Annotated in this window: 21 protein-coding genes and 1 other RNA gene; 7 read left to right on the top strand and 15 right to left on the bottom strand. The window is 56.2% G+C overall.

The annotated features are described in order from the left end of the window. Positions 1 to 2 precede the first annotated feature (2 nt). The 3 genes from garR to rnpB all read left to right on the top strand — a co-directional run bounded on the left by garR (position 3) and on the right by rnpB (position 2,513). Positions 3 to 893, top strand: a complete 891-nt coding sequence (garR, locus tag NWP14_RS19335) for a 2-hydroxy-3-oxopropionate reductase (protein ID WP_095099778.1) — start codon at positions 3 to 5, stop codon at positions 891 to 893. A 64-nt stretch (positions 894 to 957) separates the two neighbouring features. After that, the gene (gene garK, locus NWP14_RS19330) at positions 958 to 2,103 is read left to right on the top strand and encodes a glycerate 2-kinase (RefSeq protein WP_375215841.1); all 1,146 of its coding nucleotides are present in this window, start codon (positions 958 to 960) and stop codon (positions 2,101 to 2,103) included. A 32-nt stretch (positions 2,104 to 2,135) separates the two neighbouring features. Beyond that, an RNA gene (gene rnpB, locus NWP14_RS19325) (RNase P RNA component class A) lies at positions 2,136 to 2,513 on the top strand. 484 nt (positions 2,514 to 2,997) lie between these two features. On the opposite strand, the gene NWP14_RS19320 is transcribed toward rnpB, so the two are convergent. After that, on the bottom strand, positions 2,998 to 3,159 hold the full coding sequence (locus NWP14_RS19320; RefSeq protein ID WP_375215840.1) for a hypothetical protein: 162 nt from the start codon (positions 3,157 to 3,159) through the stop codon (positions 2,998 to 3,000). Between the two features lie 24 nt (positions 3,160 to 3,183). Continuing rightward, the gene (locus NWP14_RS19315) at positions 3,184 to 3,885 is read right to left on the bottom strand and encodes a pirin family protein (RefSeq protein WP_095099770.1); all 702 of its coding nucleotides are present in this window, start codon (positions 3,883 to 3,885) and stop codon (positions 3,184 to 3,186) included. A 104-nt stretch (positions 3,886 to 3,989) separates the two neighbouring features. Between NWP14_RS19315 and NWP14_RS19310 the strand changes: the two genes are divergently transcribed. Further along, complete coding sequence (locus NWP14_RS19310; RefSeq protein WP_095099767.1) at positions 3,990 to 4,886, top strand: LysR family transcriptional regulator; 897 nt, start codon at positions 3,990 to 3,992, stop codon at positions 4,884 to 4,886. Positions 4,887 to 4,924: 38 nt separating this feature from the next. On the opposite strand, the gene NWP14_RS19305 is transcribed toward NWP14_RS19310, so the two are convergent. The 11 genes from NWP14_RS19305 to NWP14_RS19255 all read right to left on the bottom strand — a co-directional run bounded on the left by NWP14_RS19305 (position 4,925) and on the right by NWP14_RS19255 (position 12,354). Continuing rightward, the gene (locus NWP14_RS19305) at positions 4,925 to 5,293 is read right to left on the bottom strand and encodes a DUF805 domain-containing protein (protein ID WP_095099764.1); all 369 of its coding nucleotides are present in this window, start codon (positions 5,291 to 5,293) and stop codon (positions 4,925 to 4,927) included. A gap of 126 nt (positions 5,294 to 5,419) precedes the next feature. Then, positions 5,420 to 6,406, bottom strand: coding sequence for a glutathione S-transferase family protein (locus NWP14_RS19300; RefSeq protein WP_095099760.1), 987 nt, complete (start codon positions 6,404 to 6,406; stop codon positions 5,420 to 5,422). A 73-nt stretch (positions 6,407 to 6,479) separates the two neighbouring features. Then, positions 6,480 to 6,872, bottom strand: coding sequence for a DoxX family protein (locus NWP14_RS19295; protein WP_095099755.1), 393 nt, complete (start codon positions 6,870 to 6,872; stop codon positions 6,480 to 6,482). Positions 6,873 to 7,092: 220 nt separating this feature from the next. After that, positions 7,093 to 7,389: a YqjK-like family protein gene (locus NWP14_RS19290; protein WP_331834944.1), complete on the bottom strand. Its 297-nt coding sequence runs from the start codon at positions 7,387 to 7,389 to the stop codon at positions 7,093 to 7,095. Next, a complete protein-coding gene (locus NWP14_RS19285; protein ID WP_095099749.1) occupies positions 7,386 to 7,784 on the bottom strand; it encodes a phage holin family protein in 399 nt (132 codons plus the stop codon). Before NWP14_RS19285 ends, NWP14_RS19290 begins: the two co-directional genes overlap by 4 nt. A 2-nt stretch (positions 7,785 to 7,786) precedes the next feature. After that, positions 7,787 to 8,092: a YqjD family protein gene (locus tag NWP14_RS19280; protein ID WP_041147347.1), complete on the bottom strand. Its 306-nt coding sequence runs from the start codon at positions 8,090 to 8,092 to the stop codon at positions 7,787 to 7,789. A gap of 32 nt (positions 8,093 to 8,124) precedes the next feature. Then, positions 8,125 to 8,493, bottom strand: a complete 369-nt coding sequence (locus NWP14_RS19275) for a DUF1090 domain-containing protein (RefSeq protein ID WP_095099746.1) — start codon at positions 8,491 to 8,493, stop codon at positions 8,125 to 8,127. Positions 8,494 to 8,642: 149 nt separating this feature from the next. Further along, a complete protein-coding gene (gene mzrA / locus NWP14_RS19270; RefSeq protein ID WP_189339851.1) occupies positions 8,643 to 9,029 on the bottom strand; it encodes an EnvZ/OmpR regulon moderator MzrA in 387 nt (128 codons plus the stop codon). Then, positions 9,029 to 9,691 (bottom strand): DedA family general envelope maintenance protein YqjA, encoded by a 663-nt coding sequence (gene yqjA / locus NWP14_RS19265; RefSeq protein ID WP_045856710.1) that lies wholly within the window; start codon positions 9,689 to 9,691, stop codon positions 9,029 to 9,031. Before yqjA ends, mzrA begins: the two co-directional genes overlap by 1 nt. Before the next feature lie 451 nt (positions 9,692 to 10,142). Next, the gene (gene exuR / locus NWP14_RS19260) at positions 10,143 to 10,919 is read right to left on the bottom strand and encodes a transcriptional regulator ExuR (protein WP_095099744.1); all 777 of its coding nucleotides are present in this window, start codon (positions 10,917 to 10,919) and stop codon (positions 10,143 to 10,145) included. A 130-nt stretch (positions 10,920 to 11,049) separates the two neighbouring features. Next, complete coding sequence (locus NWP14_RS19255) at positions 11,050 to 12,354, bottom strand: MFS transporter (RefSeq protein ID WP_375215839.1); 1,305 nt, start codon at positions 12,352 to 12,354, stop codon at positions 11,050 to 11,052. 480 nt (positions 12,355 to 12,834) lie between these two features. On the opposite strand from NWP14_RS19255, the gene uxaC reads away from it, so the two are divergent. The 3 genes from uxaC to NWP14_RS19240 all read left to right on the top strand — a co-directional run bounded on the left by uxaC (position 12,835) and on the right by NWP14_RS19240 (position 16,493). Next, entirely contained in the window at positions 12,835 to 14,247 is a 1,413-nt protein-coding gene (gene uxaC, locus NWP14_RS19250; protein WP_095099738.1) for a glucuronate isomerase, read from the top strand. 18 nt (positions 14,248 to 14,265) lie between these two features. After that, on the top strand, positions 14,266 to 15,753 hold the full coding sequence (locus NWP14_RS19245) for a UxaA family hydrolase (protein ID WP_375215838.1): 1,488 nt from the start codon (positions 14,266 to 14,268) through the stop codon (positions 15,751 to 15,753). 185 nt (positions 15,754 to 15,938) lie between these two features. After that, on the top strand, positions 15,939 to 16,493 hold the full coding sequence (locus NWP14_RS19240) for a YgjV family protein (RefSeq protein ID WP_095099733.1): 555 nt from the start codon (positions 15,939 to 15,941) through the stop codon (positions 16,491 to 16,493). A gap of 14 nt (positions 16,494 to 16,507) precedes the next feature. On the opposite strand, the gene sstT is transcribed toward NWP14_RS19240, so the two are convergent. Both sstT and NWP14_RS19230 read right to left on the bottom strand, forming a co-directional pair. After that, positions 16,508 to 17,755, bottom strand: a complete 1,248-nt coding sequence (sstT, locus tag NWP14_RS19235; RefSeq protein ID WP_095099730.1) for a serine/threonine transporter SstT — start codon at positions 17,753 to 17,755, stop codon at positions 16,508 to 16,510. A 253-nt stretch (positions 17,756 to 18,008) separates the two neighbouring features. After that, entirely contained in the window at positions 18,009 to 18,977 is a 969-nt protein-coding gene (locus NWP14_RS19230; protein ID WP_095099727.1) for a TerC family protein, read from the bottom strand. Between the last annotated feature and the right edge of the window lie 48 nt (positions 18,978 to 19,025).

The following is a 19,025-nucleotide window of genomic DNA, read 5'->3' as shown; positions in this document are numbered from 1 at the left end:
TTATGACGATGAAAGTTGGTTTTATTGGCCTGGGCATCATGGGCAAGCCTATGAGCAAAAACTTGCTGAAAGCCGGTTACTCGCTGGTGGTCTCCGACCGTAATCCTGAAGCGGTTGCCGAAGCGATTGCTGCCGGGGCAGAAACAGCGGCAACGGCGAAGGCTATTGCCGAACAGTGCGATGTGATTATCACGATGCTGCCGAACTCCCCGCATGTGAAAGAAGTGGCGCTGGGTGAAAACGGCATTATTGACGGCGCGAAGCCGGGTACCGTACTGATTGATATGAGCTCCATCGCGCCGCTGGCCAGCCGCGAAATCAGCGAAGCGCTGAAAGCGAAGGGCGTGGATATGCTCGACGCGCCGGTAAGCGGCGGCGAGCCGAAGGCGATCGACGGCACGCTGTCGGTGATGGTTGGCGGTGATAAGGCTATCTTCGATAAATACTACGACCTGATGAAGACGATGGCCGGTTCGGTCGTGCACACCGGAGAAGTAGGGGCAGGCAACGTGACGAAGCTGGCCAACCAGGTGATCGTCGCGCTGAATATTGCCGCGATGTCTGAAGCCCTGACCCTGGCCACCAAAGCGGGCGTCAATCCGGATCTGGTGTATCAGGCTATCCGCGGCGGCCTGGCGGGGAGCACCGTGCTGGATGCGAAAGCGCCGATGGTCATGGATCGTAACTTCAAGCCGGGTTTCCGCATCGACCTGCATATTAAGGATCTGGCCAATGCGCTGGATACGTCCCACGGCGTGGGCGCTCAGCTGCCGCTGACGGCGGCGGTGATGGAAATGATGCAGGCGCTGCGTGCCGACGGTCTGGGTACCGCCGACCACAGCGCGCTGGCATGCTATTACGAAAAACTGGCGAAAGTGGAAGTCACTCGCTAACAAGAAGGGCGCGAAACGCGCCCTGTAATTCTTGCCTTGCGCGGCACTGTCAGGCTACATAACTATGAAAATCGTAATCGCCCCAGACTCTTATAAAGAAAGCCTTTCTGCCATTGAGGTAGCTCAGGCGATAGAAAAAGGATTTCGGGAAATTTTCCCCGATGCAGAGTATGTTTCCGTTCCGGTTGCAGACGGTGGTGAAGGCACCGTTGAGGCCATGATTGCCGCCACGCAGGGTTCTGAATATACCGCTCTGGTTACGGGGCCGTTAGGTGAAAAGGTGAATGCCAGCTGGGGAATGTCCGGCGACGGTAAAACGGCGTTTATCGAGATGGCGGCCGCCAGCGGACTGGGTCTGGTTCCGCCGGCGCTGCGCAACCCGCTGCTGACGACATCGCGCGGGACCGGCGAGCTGATTCTCCAGGCGCTGGATCATGGGGCGAAAAATATCATTATCGGCATCGGCGGCAGCGCCACTAACGATGGCGGCGCTGGCATGGTGCAGGCGCTAGGAGCCAGCCTCCGCGATGCTAATGGCAGCGAGATTGGCAACGGCGGCGGGAGCCTCGCCAGCCTGAATGCTATCGATCTCCGCGGTCTGGACACCCGGCTTCAGGAGTGTGCGATCCGCGTAGCCTGCGACGTGACCAATCCGCTGACTGGTGATGTGGGCGCCTCGCGTATTTTTGGCCCGCAGAAGGGAGCGACCGAAGCGATGATCCTTGAGCTGGATCGCAATCTTGAACACTATGCCGATGTGATAAAAACGGATTTGCGCGTGGACGTGAAACAGGTGGCGGGAGCCGGCGCCGCCGGAGGTATGGGGGCCGCGCTGATGGCGTTCCTGAATGCCGAACTGCGCAGCGGAGTCGAGATTGTCACCCAGGCGCTGAATCTGGAAGAGCATATTCTCGACTGCTCGCTGGTGGTGACCGGCGAAGGGCGGCTTGATAGCCAAAGTATTCATGGCAAGGTGCCGGTCGGCGTGGCGAGCGTGGCGAAAAAATACCATAAGCCGGTGATTGGTATTGCCGGTAGCCTGACCCGCGACGTTGGCGTGGTGCATCAGTTTGGCATCGATGCGGTATTCAGCGTGCTGACCAACATTACAACGCTGGAAGAGGCGTTTCGCGGGGCATCGGACAATATTTATCGCGCGTCGCGCAATATCGCCGCGACATTGCGGGCCGGGATGGCGATGGAGGGATGACAACCGGCGGCAAACCCTCTATACTTCGCGCCGAAGCTGACCAGACAGTCGCCGCTTCGTCGTCGTCCTCCTTCGGGGGAGACGGGCGGAGGGGAGGAAAGTCCGGGCTCCATAGGGCAGGGTGCCAGGTAACGCCTGGGGGGGAAACCCACGACCAGTGCAACAGAGAGCAAACCGCCGATGGCCCGCGCAAGCGGGATCAGGTAAGGGTGAAAGGGTGCGGTAAGAGCGCACCGCGCGGCTGGTAACAGTTCGCGGCACGGTAAACTCCACCCGGAGCAAGGCCAAATAGGGGTTCATAAGGTACGGCCCGTACTGAACCCGGGTAGGCTGCTTGAGCCAGTGAGCGATTGCTGGCCTAGATGAATGACTGTCCACGACAGAACCCGGCTTATCGGTCAGCTTCAACTCATTCGACACCAAACCCGCTCCGGCGGGTTTTGTGCTTTCTGCGCGGATGAATGACTGTCCACGACGCTTTCCATGAAAAGAACGCGGCTTATCGGTCAGCTTCAACTTAATTCAGGAACCCCGCTTCGGCGGGGTTTTGTGCTTTCTGCACGGATGAATGACTGTCCACGACGCTTTCCATGAAAAGAACGCGGCTTATCGGTCAGCTTCAACTTTATTCAGGAACCCCGCTTCGGCGGGGTTTTGTGCTTTCTGCACGGATGAATGACTGTCCACGACGCTTTCCATGAAAAGAACGCGGCTTATCGGTCAGCTTCAACTCATTCGACACCAAACCCGCTCCGGCGGGTTTTGTGCTTTCCGCACGGATGAATGACTGTCCACGACGCTCTTTATGAAAACAAAGCCGCACGGCGGAGGTCAAAATGGCCTGGTCAGGCGGGATGAAGCAGCATCGGCCCCGGCAGGAGCCGATTTTGGGTATCAGGCGACTTTTTCTTCATCCTGAAGCCGTATCTCCGCATCGGCGACGATAGCCTCCAGCTCGCTTAGCATCTCTTCGTAGCCAAAGCTGACGACGTTTGTTGTTTCCGGCAAGGTCTGCTGAATCGGCGATGCGCTCTTCTTCGATTTCTTCTTACTCACTGATAAGCTCCATGACTCCCGTTTTTACACCGGTAAATCTATCAGTAAAGCGCGCAAAGGCGTATCGGCAACGAGGGTAATGTTAGCTTCATCACGAATAAATGCGCCGTCGCCGCAGGTCAGCGCCTGCTTTTCCTCTTCATGCGCCACGGCGTGCACGGTCCCGTGAATCGACTGCAGATAGGCGCGCGGTCCGTGAAGCTGCACGTTAATCCGATCGCCTTTAGCGAGATCGAGATGATGGATCCAGACCTGCTGGCGTAGCTGCAAACTATTCTGCGCGCCGTCGGGTGAAGCCAGCAGCTGCCGGGGACCTTCGGTGATACTCATCTTCTGTACCAGCGGATTTTCACGCTCCGGGCAGGCGTCCAGCCACAGCTGCATCCGCGTTAGCGAACGATCTTTACTCAGATTATGCTCGCTGTAGCTGACGCCCGGCTGGGTCGAAATCAGCAGCGCTTCGCCGGCTTTGGCGTGCATGTGGTTGCCGTCGCTATCGCGGTACTCCGCTTCACCTTCCAGGATCAGATTCAGGATATCGACTTTCGGATAGGTACGCGGCTGGAACGATGCGCCCGGTGCCAGAACTTCCTGGTTGAGCACGCGCAGGGAGGCGTAGCCTAACAGTTTAGGGTCGAAGTAGTGTCCAAAGGAAAAGGTGTAGCGGGCCTGCAGCCAGCCGAAATCTGCTTGTCCGCATTGTTTGGCTGTTCGGGTAGTAATCATTGTCTTGACCTCTCTTTACACTAAATCAATGGTAAAGGTATGGACGCTGTATTGTTAGCCAGATATTCTGCCCGGTATATTCAAATTTCCTGAATGAGAGCGCTATGGCTAAAGAGAGAGCATTAACGCTGGAGGCGTTGCGCGTAATGGATGCGATCGACAGGCGTGGGAGCTTTGCCGCCGCGGCTGACGAGCTCGGACGCGTCCCTTCGGCGCTTAGCTACACGATGCAAAAACTGGAAGAGGAGCTGGACGTGGTGCTGTTTGACCGCTCCGGTCATCGAACAAAATTCACCAACGTTGGCCGCATGCTGCTGGAGCGCGGACGCGTCCTGCTGGAGGCGGCGGATAAGCTCACTACCGATGCTGAAGCGCTGTCCCGCGGTTGGGAAACGCACCTGACTATCGTCACCGAAGCGCTGGTACCGACCACCGACTTTTTCCCGCTGATTGAAAAGCTGGCGACCAAATCGAACACGCAGCTCTCCGTCATTACGGAAGTGCTTGCCGGCGCATGGGAGCGCCTTGAGCAGGGCCGGGCGGATATCGTCGTCGCGCCGGATATGCATTTTCGCTCTTCGTCGGAAATTAACTCGCGTAAGCTCTACTCGGTGTTGAACGTCTATGTTGCGGCGCCGAATCACCCTATTCATCAGGAGCCGGAGCCGCTTTCCGAAGTCACGCGGGTGAAATATCGCGGCGTGGCGGTGGCGGATACCGCGCGTGAACGTCCGGTACTGACGGTGCAGCTGCTCGACAAGCAGCCGCGTTTAACGGTCAGTACGATTGAAGATAAGCGCCAGGCGCTGCTGGCAGGGCTGGGGGTGGCGACAATGCCTTACCCGCTGGTTGAGCAGGATATTGCCGAAGGGCGCTTACGGGTTGTCAGCCCGGAATATACCAATGAGATTGACATTATTATGGCCTGGCGCCGCGATAGCATGGGCGAGGCTAAATCCTGGTGCCTGCGGGAAATTCCGCGACTGTTTACCGGGAAGTAAATCAGCGCCGCGTGCCGCCCGAAGGCGGCGCGCGTTGTTCACGATGAAAGGGGTTTTGGATCGGGCCCGAAGCGGTTATTTCCGGGCGTTCCGCTTTGGCAATTGAACACCAGAATCACCAGCCAGCCAATCACCGGGATCAGCAGCAGCAGTAGCCACCACGCCGAGCGGTCCGTGTCATGCAAACGCCGAAACTGTACCGCCCACCACGGCAAAAAGATCAGCACGCCGTAAATCGTCGTCAGGATGCCTTCACCTCCCGCCCGCTGCCAGCCCAGCATTTTATCGATAATGCTGAGTACGCCGGTCAGGATGATATTGACCAGAATAAACATCCAGTACTCTTTACGGCGGGCGCGGCCGCCAAAGCCAATATAGTTTCTTATTACCCGTAGATACCAGTCCATTCTCATGCCTCGATTAGCCGTCAATCACTTGTTTTTAAAGAGATCGTAATAAGAATAGACGTGAATGAAAGGCGGGTAAATATCGCGGCTCTGAAATTTCAGGCGCCGCAAAGGGCGCCCGATACATCAGCGAAAAAGAAGATCGCGGCCGTGCGGCTCGTTGAGATCCTGCTGCGGACCGACGGAGATAATTCCGGTCGGGTTGATGGTTTTATGGCTGCGGTAGTAGTGGTTGCGAATATGGCCAAAATCAACGGTCTCCGCAATGCCCGGCATCTGGTAGATGTCGCGCAGGAAGCCGTACAAATTAGGATAATCGCTGATGCGCCGCTGGTCGCATTTAAAGTGGGTCACATACACCGGGTCGAAGCGCACGAGGGTCGTCCACAGACGAATGTCGGCTTCGGTCAGCTGGTCGCCCGTCAGGTAACGGTGCCGGGCAAGGATCTGTTCCAGGCGTTCCAGCGAAGCAAATACGCCATCAACGGCTTCATCATAAGCCTGCTGGCTGGTGGCGAACCCGGCTTTATAAACGCCGTTGTTCACGCTGTCGTAAATCCAGCCGTTCAGCTCATCGATGTTCTCGCGTAGCGCAGGCGGATAGTAATCTCCGGCCGTCGCCCCAAGCCCGTCGAAGGCGGTATTGAACATACGAATAATTTCAGCTGATTCGTTGCTGACGATAGTTTGCTGCTTTTTATCCCACAGTACCGGCACCGTCACTCTCCCGGTATATTGCGGGTCGGCATGCAGATAGAGCTGATAAAGGAACTGGTGCTGATACAGCGTATCGCCGGTAGCGTCAGGGAAGCTGCTATCGAACGTCCAGCCGTTCTCGAACATCAAGGGATTCACCACCGAGACGGAGATAAACGGCTCCAGGCCTTTTAGCTTGCGCAGAATAAGGGTGCGATGCGCCCAAGGGCAGGCGAGAGAAACGTACAGGTGATAGCGATCTTTTTCGGCAGCGAAGCCGCCATCGCCGCTCGGCCCCGGAGCGCCATCGGCGGTCAGCCAGTTACGGAAGGCCGAAACGGAACGCTTGAATCGTCCTCCGGTGGATTTGGTGTCATACCAGGTATCGTGCCAGACGCCGTCGACTAATTGGCCCATTTTTTCCTCCTTCAGACTGTAGATAGCAAAAGCGAGGAGATATCTCCTCGCTTTTCGATTCAGTATAGTGCGCTTACCACTTTTTATTCAGCACGCGGTCGATGCTGAATGCGCCCGGACCGGTGATAGCCAGCAGCAGGAAGCCGCCTGCGATGGTCAGGTTTTTCATGAACATCAGGGAGTTCATGCCTTCAGCAAAGTTGCTGTGGAACAGGAACGCGGTCAGCAGGGTAAAGCCGGCGGTGAACAGCGCGGTAGTACGGGTCAGGAAACCGAACAGGATTGCCAGGCCGCCGCCGAACTCAAGCAGAATGGTTAACGGCAGTAATGCACCCGGTACGCCCATGGCTTCCATGTATTGTTGAGTGCCGGCATATCCGGTGATTTTTCCCCAGCCTGCGGTGATAAACAGGATTGGCATCAGGATACGTGCTACCAGTACACCAACATCTTCTAATTTTTTCATTTCTTACTCCAGAAAACCCAAAGGGCGGCGATTTTGTTTTTTGGCGCAAACCTGCGTAATTACGCGGGGTTGCTGTCGATGGAGAGAATATTAGCGAGAGGTTGAAGTAATTGTTAGCAAGGAAAACTGTAGATCTTCTTCAAGAATTCTGAGTAATTGCTTATGCGACAGACAAATAAAAGGACCGGTTAAGGTCCTGAGAGCAGAGCGGGGGAAAAACTCAGCGCGATGATTGCTGGCGCAGCAGGCCTCTGACCATGCGCCAGGTACTCCAGGCGCCGACGCCGCGCCGGGTCCAGCGCAGAAGAAAGCGAGGATGGCGAACTGACCAGATTGCCATGATGCCGCTGCCGACCATCGCCCACGAGCGAAGGTTTTGCAGCGTCAGCCAGCCTCGGTCGAGCGGCGCGGTGGCCGCCAGCCAGTCGCGGCGGCCGGCGGTTAAATCCAGCCGCTGCTGCTGGATCTGCCGCAGCAGAAGGGCCTTACGCCGCTCACGTTCCTGTTGACTGCTCACGGTTGATCATCCTCCAGCAGCGCTCTGTCGTTAGCCAGCTCTGTGCGGGTGTGACGCAGGAATGTGGAACGCCGGGCCTTACGTAGCGTCCAGATACCGCCGATCAGCGAAGCGAGCAGCAGCACGACGGTGGTCGCTATCATGACGTTCAGGCGGTACTGCGGATCGACGGCCCAGATAATGAGCACCAGCAGGCTCATCAACCCGAACGCGGCGAACAGCAGGGTCAGCCCCAGCATCAGAAACAGCTGGAAGAGGTTAGACTTCTCTTCTTCCAGCTCCACGACCACCAGACGCAGACGCGTTTCCACCATTTCAACCAGCAGCGAGACGATGCGCTGGCCAATGCCGAAAACGCTCTGACCTGGTCCTTGCGTGCGTTGAGAGTCCGCCATAATTAGCGACGCGTCAGCAGGACACCCAGCACCAGCCCAACGGCTGCGCCAATACCTACGCCGGTCCACGGATTTTCGCGAACGTATTCGTCGGCGCGAGCGGCGCTTTCACGGGTCTGCCTGACGATGGCATCGCCGGTTTCACCCAGGCGCACGCGGCTTTCTTTCAGCGCGCTTTCCGCTTTGCTGCGCAGCTTGCCTATCTCTTCCTTCGATTTATCCGTGGAGGAGTTCAGTACTTCTTCCAGGGTATCAGCCAGAGTCTTCAGTTCTGCACGCAGGTCGTCTGCAACGTTATCTTTAGGCATCTTTCTCTCCTGTAAAGTGATCCATATACATACTAGTACTCACGTGACTCAAGCGCTTTCAGCTCTTGCTGCGCTTCATCAAGTTTACGCTGACGCTTGCTGATTTTCTCAGCATCGCCTTTCTGTTTGGCTTCGCGCAGATCGCGCTGACGTTCGCTAATTTCTTCCCGCTGTTTAGCGATTTTTTGCTGGTGATCGGCTTTAAGCTTGCTGTCGCTACAGTGGGCCTTAACTTCACTCAGCGCCTTGTTGAGGCCATCAATACGGTTCTGATTGTGATGTTTCTCGGCATAGCTAATCTCCCGCTGGATATCCTGCTCTTTTTCCTGACAGGGGGAGAGGGCAAAAGCGCTGGTGCTAAGCGAAGTTAAAACCAGGAGCAAAGCGATGCGGTGTTTCATGGATGCTACCTTCCATTGTGTGAGGGCATATTCATAAGATATACCCGATCCAGTTGATTAACGTCAGCCCGGTGGCTCCCGCAGTCTTAAGCATAGTAAGGAAAACAGGAAACCACCAAACTGCGTGAAAATATTCAGAATTTTGGCAATTATCCAAACCTGTGTGGCGTATCGCGCAGGCGGGAGAGCCATGCTGTCGGCGTGTTATCTTCCTCCAGCAAAGCAATAATATAGCCGTGCGGCAGGGCGCGTCCCAGCACTTCTTTCGCCGCTATTCCCTGGGCGCTGGAATCGAATTTGATCAGCAGGCCATCTTTTTGCGGCGTGATGCTTTTAAAACGAATGCCGTTGGCATCAAGATGGTGCCAGACGGAAAAGCCGTCCGGCATGCCAACATCCTGACTTACAGGGTGGATAGCGAGAGTGGCTTCGTGGTGTTGCGCCGCCAGCCAAAGCCAGAACAGGGCGCACAGCAAAAGAGAACCGCCCAGCATCCAGCCTGTCTGACGCAGAGAAGGGCGTTTTTTAACCATCATCAGCCCCGACTTCTGTGTTTTTTCTTCCACATCACAATGAGCGAGCCGATTAAGCCAAACACCAGCAGTACCACCGGCAGCAGCATCAGGCAGGACATGAGCTGATCTTCATATTTCAGGAATACTGGCGTTTTGCCCAGCAGGTAGCCCAGTGAAGTCAGAATCAGTACCCACAGCAGGCCGCTCATCCAGTTAAAGAACTGGAAGCGCGCATTATTCAGCCCCGAGATGCCGGCAATCGTCGGCAGCAGGGTGCGAACGAAAGCGATAAAGCGGCCAATCAGCAGCGCGGAAAGCCCGTGCTTATGGAAAAGATGGTGCGCGCGCTGGTGGTAGTGGGACGGCAGATGCGAAAGCCAGTTTTGCACAATTCGCGTATTGCCCAGCCAGCGGCCCTGAATATAGCTCAGCCAGCAGCCGAGGCTGGCGGCGGCGGTGAGCAGCAGCAGCGTTTCGGGAAAGCCCATTGCGCCCTTAGCAATCAGGACGCCAACCAGAACTAACAGGCTATCGCCCGGTAAAAAAGCGGCCGGAAGCAGGCCGTTTTCGAGAAATAAGATCATAAATAAGACGAAATAGAGCATGCCAATCATGGAGGGATTGGCGAGAGTTTCGTAATCCTGGCTCCACAGAGCATTTAACAATTGGGTTAATAGTTCCATTCACGATTCCTGGTACATCGGTTAACGGTACGTCTGAACGCAGTGTAAATATAGCGACATAGGTTGTTATAGGATTATGGTCGCTGCTGATGCGATCTGAACGGATCCCTGTCTGACATCATCTTCTTCAGGTCGTTCCAGGCTACTTTGCGCGGAAAAACCAGCCCCACGTTGCCGGGTTTTTCTTTCTTTGCCCTCTGAACGCACCCTGAACTGTTTTGTGCATCAGATAAACATAAGCAAATGCGGGCTACAGAACGACGAAATGCATCTAATTGTAACAAAACCGCTGACTTTACGGCAGATAAATTGCAGTTTGTTGCATGTTGATTTTGCTGATTGCGGCGGCGGGTGGCGAGTGTCTTTACACAGGCTGACACTATAGATGTTTGCTTACCTGGTCAGGACTGCGGGCAGACGCTGGGCGCCGGCCCGGAATGAGGATAATCGCTTATTTTACGCCGTTGGCGGCGGTATCAAGGTGAACAACCGGATTTTCCGCAAACAGGTAGCGATCGGCGTTGAATTCAAAATCATCGCTGGTTTCGTTGAACAGCATCAGCTTGGTATTTTCCAGATGCTGCCACATCGCCAGCTTCGCGGCGTGCGGATCTTTACGAATCAGCGCTTTAAGGATCTGGTCGTGATCGTCGCACCAGCTATCGACGGTGCGCATGTCGATATGGTCGTGCAGTTTTTTCCAGTAGGGGTTGTGTACGCGCTGGGTCCACATTTTTTCGACAATAGCCGCGAGCGCGGTGTTCTGGGTCGCCAGCGCAACCTGAACGTGAAACTGGAGGTCCCACTCGGAATCGCGGAAGCACTTCTCTTTCCGCGCCTTCTCCTGGATCTCCATAAGCTTCATGATGTCCTGCTTGGTCACCTGGGTGGCGGCAAACTCGGCGATATTGCTCTCAATCAGCTGGCGGGCCTGCAGCAGCTCAAACGGACCGTAGTTCGCGAACTCCAGGCTTTCGTCGATCGGCTGCTGGTGCTTTGGATGATTGGAGATAACGTGAATGCCTGAGCCTTTGCGCACTTCAACATAGCCTTCGACTTCCAGCATGATAATGGCTTCGCGAACCACGGTACGGCTAACGCTTTTCTCGTCGGCAATGAACCGCTCTGCGGGCAGCTTATCGCCCACCAGGTAGACACCTTGTTCAATACGTGCCTTCAACTCTGCGGCAAGCTGTTGATACAAACGACGTGGTTCTGTGATTTCCATATTCGCTCCCGGAAGATGGCGACAATATTGGATTTGTTATACCACTTTTACGCGCATCCCACCACTGCCAGGCATGAAAAAGCCGCCTTTATAGAGGCGGCTTTAGCGGGTCAATCGAGCGGGGCAGGCGCTAGCTTTGCGTCACCGGTTTACTCGCGCTGAGCGGAGTGGGGTCATCATCGTTCGCCGATTTGTTCTTCAGTACGGTCCAGATGACGACGGCGCCCAGCAGGTCGAAGACTGCCAGCACGGCGAACAGCGGGCTAAAGCCGATGGTATCCGCCAGCGCGCCGACCACCAGAGCAAACATGGTGCTCGCCATCCACGCCGCCATCCCGGTCAGGCCGTTGGCGGTCGCTACCTCATTACGGCCAAATACGTCGGAAGAGAGCGTAATCAGCGCACCGGACAGCGCCTGGTGAGCAAAGCCACCGATGCACAGCAGAGCGATAGCCACGAACGGGCTGGTGAACAGACCAATCATACCCGGGCCAATCATCAGTACGGCGCCCATGGTGACGACCATTTTACGCGAGACGATCAGGTTGACGCCAAACCAGCGCTGGAACAGCGGCGGCAGGTAGCCGCCAACGATACAGCCGAGGTCAGCGAACAGCATTGGCATCCATGCGAACATGGCGATCTCTTTCAGGTTAAAGCCATACACTTTAAACATGAACAGCGGGATCCACGCGTTGAAGGTCCCCCAGGCCGGCTCCGCAAGGAAGCGCGGCAGGGCGATACCCCAGAACTGACGGTTGCGCAGAATCTGCCATGGCGACATTTTCTTACCGTTGTTGGTCTGATGCTGAGACTCCTGGCCGCCGATGATGTAGTCGCGCTCTTCGGTGGTTAATTTTTTCTGGTCACGCGGATGTTTATAGAACACCAGCCACGCCATTGCCCATGCGAAGCTCAGAACGCCGGAAATAATGAACGCCATCTGCCAACTGTGCATCACAATCGCCCACACCACCAGCGGCGGCGCGATCATCGCCCCGATCGAGGAGCCAACGTTGAAGTAGCCAACGGCAATAGAGCGCTCCTTTGCCGGGAACCATTCAGAGCTGGCCTTCAGCCCTGCTGGGATCATGGCGGCCTCAGCGGCGCCGACGGCGCCACGAGCCAGCGCTAATCCGCCCCAGCTGCCTGCCAGCGCCGTTGAGCCACAAAAAATAGCCCAGGCGATAGCGAAGAAGGCGTAGCCGATTTTGGTACCCAGAATATCCAGCACGTAGCCTGCAACAGGCTGCATAACGGTATAAGCAGCCGAGTAGGCCGCGATGATATAGGAATACTGTTGGGTGGAGATGTGTAACTCTTCCATCAGAGTTGGCGCAGCCGCAGCCACAGTGTTACGCGTCAGGTACCCCAGCACGGTGCCCAATGTCACCAGCGCGATCATATACCAACGTAACCCTTTAATTTTACGCATGTAAAACCTCATCGTTTATTTTATATCCGCAGCGTGTGCGGCCATCTTCAGTTCTGTAACAGAGATGAAGAGGGAGAACGGAGGGCTCAGGGTGGGAAACCCGTATGGCCCGAACCTTGCCATCAATCGTTATGTTTAAGCCGGCATCCATACCGTTCAATCCGATGCGTGTTGTCATCGGTAATGCATTCCGTCGGTTCATATGTTTCGACGAAAGCAAGATAACTTGTCATACAACTTCAAAGGTTGAGTGCCGTCACAAAAGTGGGAAAGTTTATGGGGGTATTATTCTCTGCGAGCAAAGCCAGTGCTGGCGCGGCCTGGCGAAGCTTTTACTCCTTTGGCGGTAATTTTTTTGTCAGCGTTTATTGATCTAACTCACGAAAAAGATTTCAGCCTCTGGAAATTGGTGTGATAACTTTGTCAGCATTATAGTCAATCATCTGAAGGGCTCCCCAAAGGGGCGAAGAGGAAAAGAAAATGACACCGTTTATGACTGAAGATTTTCTGCTTGATACCGAGTTTTCCCGCCGTCTGTACCATGACTATGCCAAAGACCAGCCGATTTTCGACTATCACTGCCACCTGCCTCCGCAGCAGATTGCCGAAAATTATCGTTTTAAAAATCTGTATGACATCTGGCTGAAAGGCGATCATTACAAATGGCGCGCGATGCGCACTAACGGCGTTGCTGAACGCCTGTGTACCGGCGATGCGTCGGATCGCGAGAAGTTTGCCGCCTGGGCCGCCACCGTACCGCATACTATCGGCAACCCGTTATACCACTGGACGCATCTTGAGCTGCGTCGTCCTTTTGGTATTACAGGTACGGTGCTATCTCCGGCTACCGCCGATGAAATCTGGGATCGATGTAACGAGCTGCTGGCTCAGGAGCGTTTTTCTGCCCGCGGCATCATGCAGCAGATGAACGTGAAAATGGTCGGTACGACCGACGATCCGGTTGATTCGCTGGAACACCACGCGGCGGTGGCAAAAGACGGTAGCTTCACCACCAAAGTTCTGCCGAGCTGGCGTCCGGATAAGGCGTTTAATATCGAACAGGCGACCTTTGGTGACTACATGGCGACGCTTGGCGAAGTATCCGATACCGATATTCGTCGCTTTGCCGACCTGCAGTCTGCGTTAACGAAGCGTCTCGATCACTTCGCGGCTCACGGCTGTAAAGTCTCTGACCACGCGCTGGATGTGGTGCTGTTTGCCGAAGCCAGCGAGGCCGAGCTGGATAGCATCCTCGCACGCCGCCTGACCGGCGCCGTCCTGAGCGAGCGCGAGGTCGCGCAGTTCAAAACCGCCGTGCTGGTCTTCCTCGGCGCAGAGTACGCCCGCCGCGGCTGGGTACAGCAGTACCACATCGGCGCGCTGCGTAACAATAACCAGCGTCAGTTCAAGCTGTTAGGGCCAGACGTTGGCTTCGACTCCATCAACGATCGGCCGATGGCGGAAGAGCTGTCGAAGCTGCTGAGCAAGCAGAATGAAGAGAATCTGCTGCCGAAAACCATCCTCTACTGCCTGAACCCGCGCGACAACGAAGTGCTGGGGACCATGATCGGTAACTTCCAGGGCGAGGGGATGCCGGGCAAGATGCAGTTCGGCTCCGGCTGGTGGTTCAATGATCAGAAAGATGGCATGGAGCGCCAGATGACCCAGCTGGCTCAGCTTGGCCTGCTGAGCCGCTTCGTCGGCATGTTGACCGATAGCCGCAGCTTCCTGTCCTACACGCGTCATGAATATTTCCGCCGCATCCTGTGCCAGATGATCGGTCGCTGGGTCGAAGCGGGCGAAGCGCCGGCGGATATTCAGCTGCTGGGCGAGATGGTGCAAAACATCTGCTTTAACAATGCGCGTGATTACTTCGCCATTGAACTGAACTAAGACCAGAGGTCGGTTGATATGCAATACATTAAAATCCATTCGCGGGATAACGTCGCGGTTGCGTTGGCTGATATGGCTGCAGGTACTACGGTCACTATCGACGATGCGGTGGTGACGCTAAGCCAGGATATCGTCCGCGGGCACAAGTTCGCGCTATGCGGCATTGCGAAGGGAAAAAACGTCATTAAGTATGGTTTGCCTATTGGTCATGCGCTGGCGGATATCGCGCCAGGGGAGCATATTCACGCCCATAATACGCGGACCAACCTGAGCGACCTTGACGAGTATAGCTATCAACCGGATCTCGCCGAGCCGTCGGCGCAGCCCGCCGATCGCGAGGTACAGATTTATCGTCGGGCTAACGGCGACGTCGGGGTGCGCAACGAGCTGTGGATCCTGCCGACCGTTGGCTGCGTCAACGGCATCGCGCGTCAGATCCAGAATCGCTTCCTGAAAGAGACCCAGGACGCGGAAGGCACCGACGGCGTTTTTCTATTCAGCCATACCTACGGCTGTTCGCAGCTGGGGGATGACCATATCAACACCCGCACCATGCTGCAAAACATGGTGCGTCATCCAAACGCCGGCGCGGTGCTGGTGATTGGCCTCGGCTGTGAAAATAATCAGGTCGACGCCTTCCGGGAGACGCTGGGCGATTTCGATCCGCAACGCGTGCATTTTATGGTCTGCCAGTCTCAGGAAGATGAAGTGGAAGCGGGGATCGAACATCTCCACCAGCTTTATCACGTGATGCGCCAGGACAAGCGCGAGCCGGGTAAGCTCAGCGAGCTGAAGTTTGGCCTCGAATGCGGCGGCTCGGACGGGCTGTCAGGGATCACCGCCAACCCGATGCTGGGGCGTTTTTCTGACTACCTGATTGCTAACGGCGGCACAACCGTACTCACGGAGGTGCCGGAAATGTTCGGCGCCGAGCAGCTGCTGATGAGCCACTGCCGCGATGAAGCGACCTTCGACAAGCTGGTCACCATGGTGAATGACTTCAAACAGTATTTTATTGCGCACAACCAGCCGATTTACGAGAACCCGTCGCCGGGCAACAAAGCGGGCGGGATCACCACGTTGGAAGATAAGTCGCTGGGCTGCACGCAGAAAGCGGGCTCCAGCCAGGTGGTGGACGTCCTGCGCTACGGCGAGCGCCTGAAGGTGCACGGCCTGAACCTGCTGAGCGCGCCGGGCAATGATGCGGTCGCGACCAGCGCGCTGGCCGGCGCCGGTTGCCACATGGTGTTATTCAGCACCGGTCGCGGCACGCCTTACGGCGGCTTTGTGCCGACGGTAAAAATCTCCACCAACAGCGAGCTGGCGGCGAAAAAGAAACACTGGATTGATTTTGATGCCGGCCAGCTGATTCACGGTAAAGCCATGCCGCAGCTGCTGGAAGAGTTTGTGGATACTATCGCCGAGATTGCCAGCGGCAGGCAGACCTGTAACGAACGTAATGACTTCCGCGAGCTGGCGATCTTCAAAAGCGGCGTCACCCTCTGATTACCCGTTATCTTTCACGTCCCTGCCGCGTTTATTCGCCCCGGTCGCTGACTTCAGTAAGCTCCCGGGGATGTCTGAACTTGCCGCCTTGCCGTGGCGTGAAATCTTTTGAGTAATAAAGGGGAGGCGGTTCAAAATCGGCGTTGCAGATAATGCCGTGCCGTTTTGTTTTATAAGGATTTTTCATGACTGCGTATTGGCTGGCCCAGGGCGTAGGTGTCATTGCCTTTCTGATCGGTATTACCACTTTTTTCAACCGCGATGAGCGCCGGTTCAAGCTGCAGCTTGCCGTCTATAGCGCAACCATTGGCGTACATTTCTTTTTGATGGGGGCATACCCGGCGGGAATGAGCGCCGAGCTTAATACCGTTCGAACTCTTATCTCAATGCGCACCCGCAGGCTGTGGGTGATGGCCGTTTTCATTGTGCTTACGCTGGTGCTGGGATTGGCAAAACTTCAGCATGCGATGGAGCTATTGCCGATTATCGGCACGCTCGCCAGCACCTGGGCGCTGTTTCGCTGTACGGGGCTGACCGTTCGCGGCGTGATGTGGTGCGCGACCGCCTGCTGGGTGGTACATAATTTCTGGCTGGGGTCGATCGGTGGCACGTTGATTGAAGGCAGTTTTCTGGTGATGAATGGGCTGAATATCGTTCGTTTCCGACGGATGCAAAAGCGGGGTATCGATCCGTTCAAGGTGGCGACAGCGCAGGTGAAAGAGAGCCCCTCCGCGCGCTAGCGGAGGGGGGCGGATTAGCCACGCAGGGCGTTTTTCGCTAAACGCGCATCTTCCGCCTGGCATACCGCAGCGGTAAACATCACGTCGGTGGAGGAGTTAACGGCGGTTTCGCAGGAATCCTGCAGGACGCCGATGATAAAGCCGACGGCCACGACCTGCATGGCGATCTCGTTGGGAATACCGAACATGTTGCAGGCCAGAGGGATCAGCAGCAGCGAACCGCCCGCGACGCCGGACGCGCCGCAGGCGCACAGCGAGGCGACGACGCTCAGCAGCAGCGCCGTGGGCAGATCAACCGGAATGCCCAGCGTATGTACCGCCGCCAGCGTCAGCACGGTAATGGTGATGGCCGCCCCGGCCATGTTCACCGTTGCGCCCAGCGGAATAGAGACGGAGTAGGTGTCGCGGTCGAGATTCAGCTTTTCGCACAGCGACATATTCACCGGGATGTTGGCCGCCGAGCTGCGGGTGAAGAATGCCGTCACGCCGCTTTCGCGCAGGCACATCAGGACCAGCGGATAGGGATTCCTGCGGGTCTGCGCGAAAACCAGCAGCGGGTTAACCACCAGCGCGACGACCGCCATGCAGCCAATCAGCACCAGCAGCAGCTGGGCGTAACCCCACAGCGCGGAAAAACCGGTGGTCGCCAGCGTCGATGACACGAGCCCAAAAATGCCGATCGGCGCAAAGCGGATCACCAGCCTGACGATAAAGGTCACCGCATCGGAGACGTCATTGACAAGGTTTTTGGTGCTCTGGTTGCCGTGACGCAGGGCAAAGCCGAGGCCAACCGCCCAGACCAGAATCCCGATATAGTTGGCGTTGATAAGAGCATGAACCGGGTTCGCCACAATGCTCATCAGCAGGCCGTGGATAACCTCGACGATACCCGACGGCGGGGTAATATCCGTGGCCCCTGTCGTCAGCTGTAGCGTTGAAGGGAAGATAAAGCTGAACAGCACCGCGATCAGCGCGGCGCTGAAGGTGCCCAGCAGATAAAGGAATAAAATGGGGCGAATATTGGTCTTTTGTCCCTGCTGGTGGTTGGCGATAGAAGCCATAACCAGCATCAGAACCAGCACCGGAGCGACGGCTTTCAGCGCGCCGACAAACAGCGTGCCCAGCAGGCCAACGGCGATGGCGGCAGGTTTTGACACCAGCGCCAGCAGCACGCCGAGAACCAGACCCAGTAAAATTTGTTTGACCAGGCTACCCTGGGACAGGCGCTTTAGCAGGCCCGATGGGGGAGTATGAGTCGTCATTATTCATTCCTTCCTGTGATGTTGCGTCCGTTCCGGGGCGTATTCTTTGCTACGTTTATGTCCGGATGTAAGTAAATGTTTGCCCGGTTGAGTATACGGAAACAGCGGCGAGGAGAAAGCGTAAAATGCTGCTTATTGCGTCAGGATGTGATTTTTTAACTGTATTTTAACGGTTTTGTGACATTGGTAGGGATAACGCGCGGTAAACGCGAAGGACCGGGGGAAATGGCGCTCCACCCGGTCCGCAAAGGGCCTACTGCAGCCGTTTTTTCTTATCGTGCTGCTGATTGACCCAGGCGTTAATCAGCAGCGTCAGCGTCAGAATACCGCCTACCGCCCCGAGCGAAACGCCGATCGGGATATGATAGAAATCGACGATCAGCATCTTGATACCGATAAAGACCAGGATGACCGACAGGCCGTATTTCAGCATCGAGAAACGCTCCGCAACGCCCGCCAGCAGGAAGTACATGGCGCGCAGACCGAGGATCGCGAACAGGTTTGAGGTCAGGACGATAAACGGGTCGGTGGTGACGGCGAAAATAGCCGGAATGCTATCGACGGCGAAAATGACGTCGCTTATCTCCACGAGGATCAGCACCAGCAGCAGCGGCGTGGCGAACAGGACGCCGTTTTGCCGGGTAAAGAAGTGCTCACCCTCAATTTTGTCGGTCATCCGCAGGTGGCTGCGGATCCAGCGCACCAGCGGCTTATCGCCGATGCCGGAATCATCCTCTTTCGCCAGCGCCATCTTCACCCCGGTAAACAGCAGGAACGCGCCGAAGATGTAGAGCAGCCACTCAAACTGGGAGATAAGCCAGCTGCCGGCGAAAATCATCACCGTACGCAGCACGATCGCCCCAAGAACGCCGTATACCAGCACCCGACGCTGTAGCGCAGGCGGTACCGCGAAGTAGCTGAACAGCATCAGCCAGACAAAGACGTTATCGACGGCCAGCGCTTTCTCGATCAGGTAGCCGGTGAGGAAGGCCAGCGCCTGCGGATCGGCGACCGCGCGCCCTTCGGTTTGCACCAGATACCACCAGAAAGCGGCGTTAAAGAGAAGGGAGAGAGTGACCCACAGAATTGACCAGCCCGCGGCCTGCTTCATGGTCATGCTATGCGCACCGCGACGTCCCTGAAGCAGCAGGTCGATAGCCAGCATGATCGCTACGACCACAGCGAATCCGCCCCATAACAACGGTGTGCCGACACTATTCATTACGATATTCCTTACATAAAAACAAAACGGCTGACGTCGGAAGACGGC

Source organism: Klebsiella sp. C349492, from assembly GCF_042055345.1.
GTDB lineage: Bacteria > Pseudomonadota > Gammaproteobacteria > Enterobacterales > Enterobacteriaceae > Klebsiella > Klebsiella scottii.
Note: the sequence above shows the minus strand (reverse complement) of the source record. Positions and strands in the feature narration are given on the sequence as shown.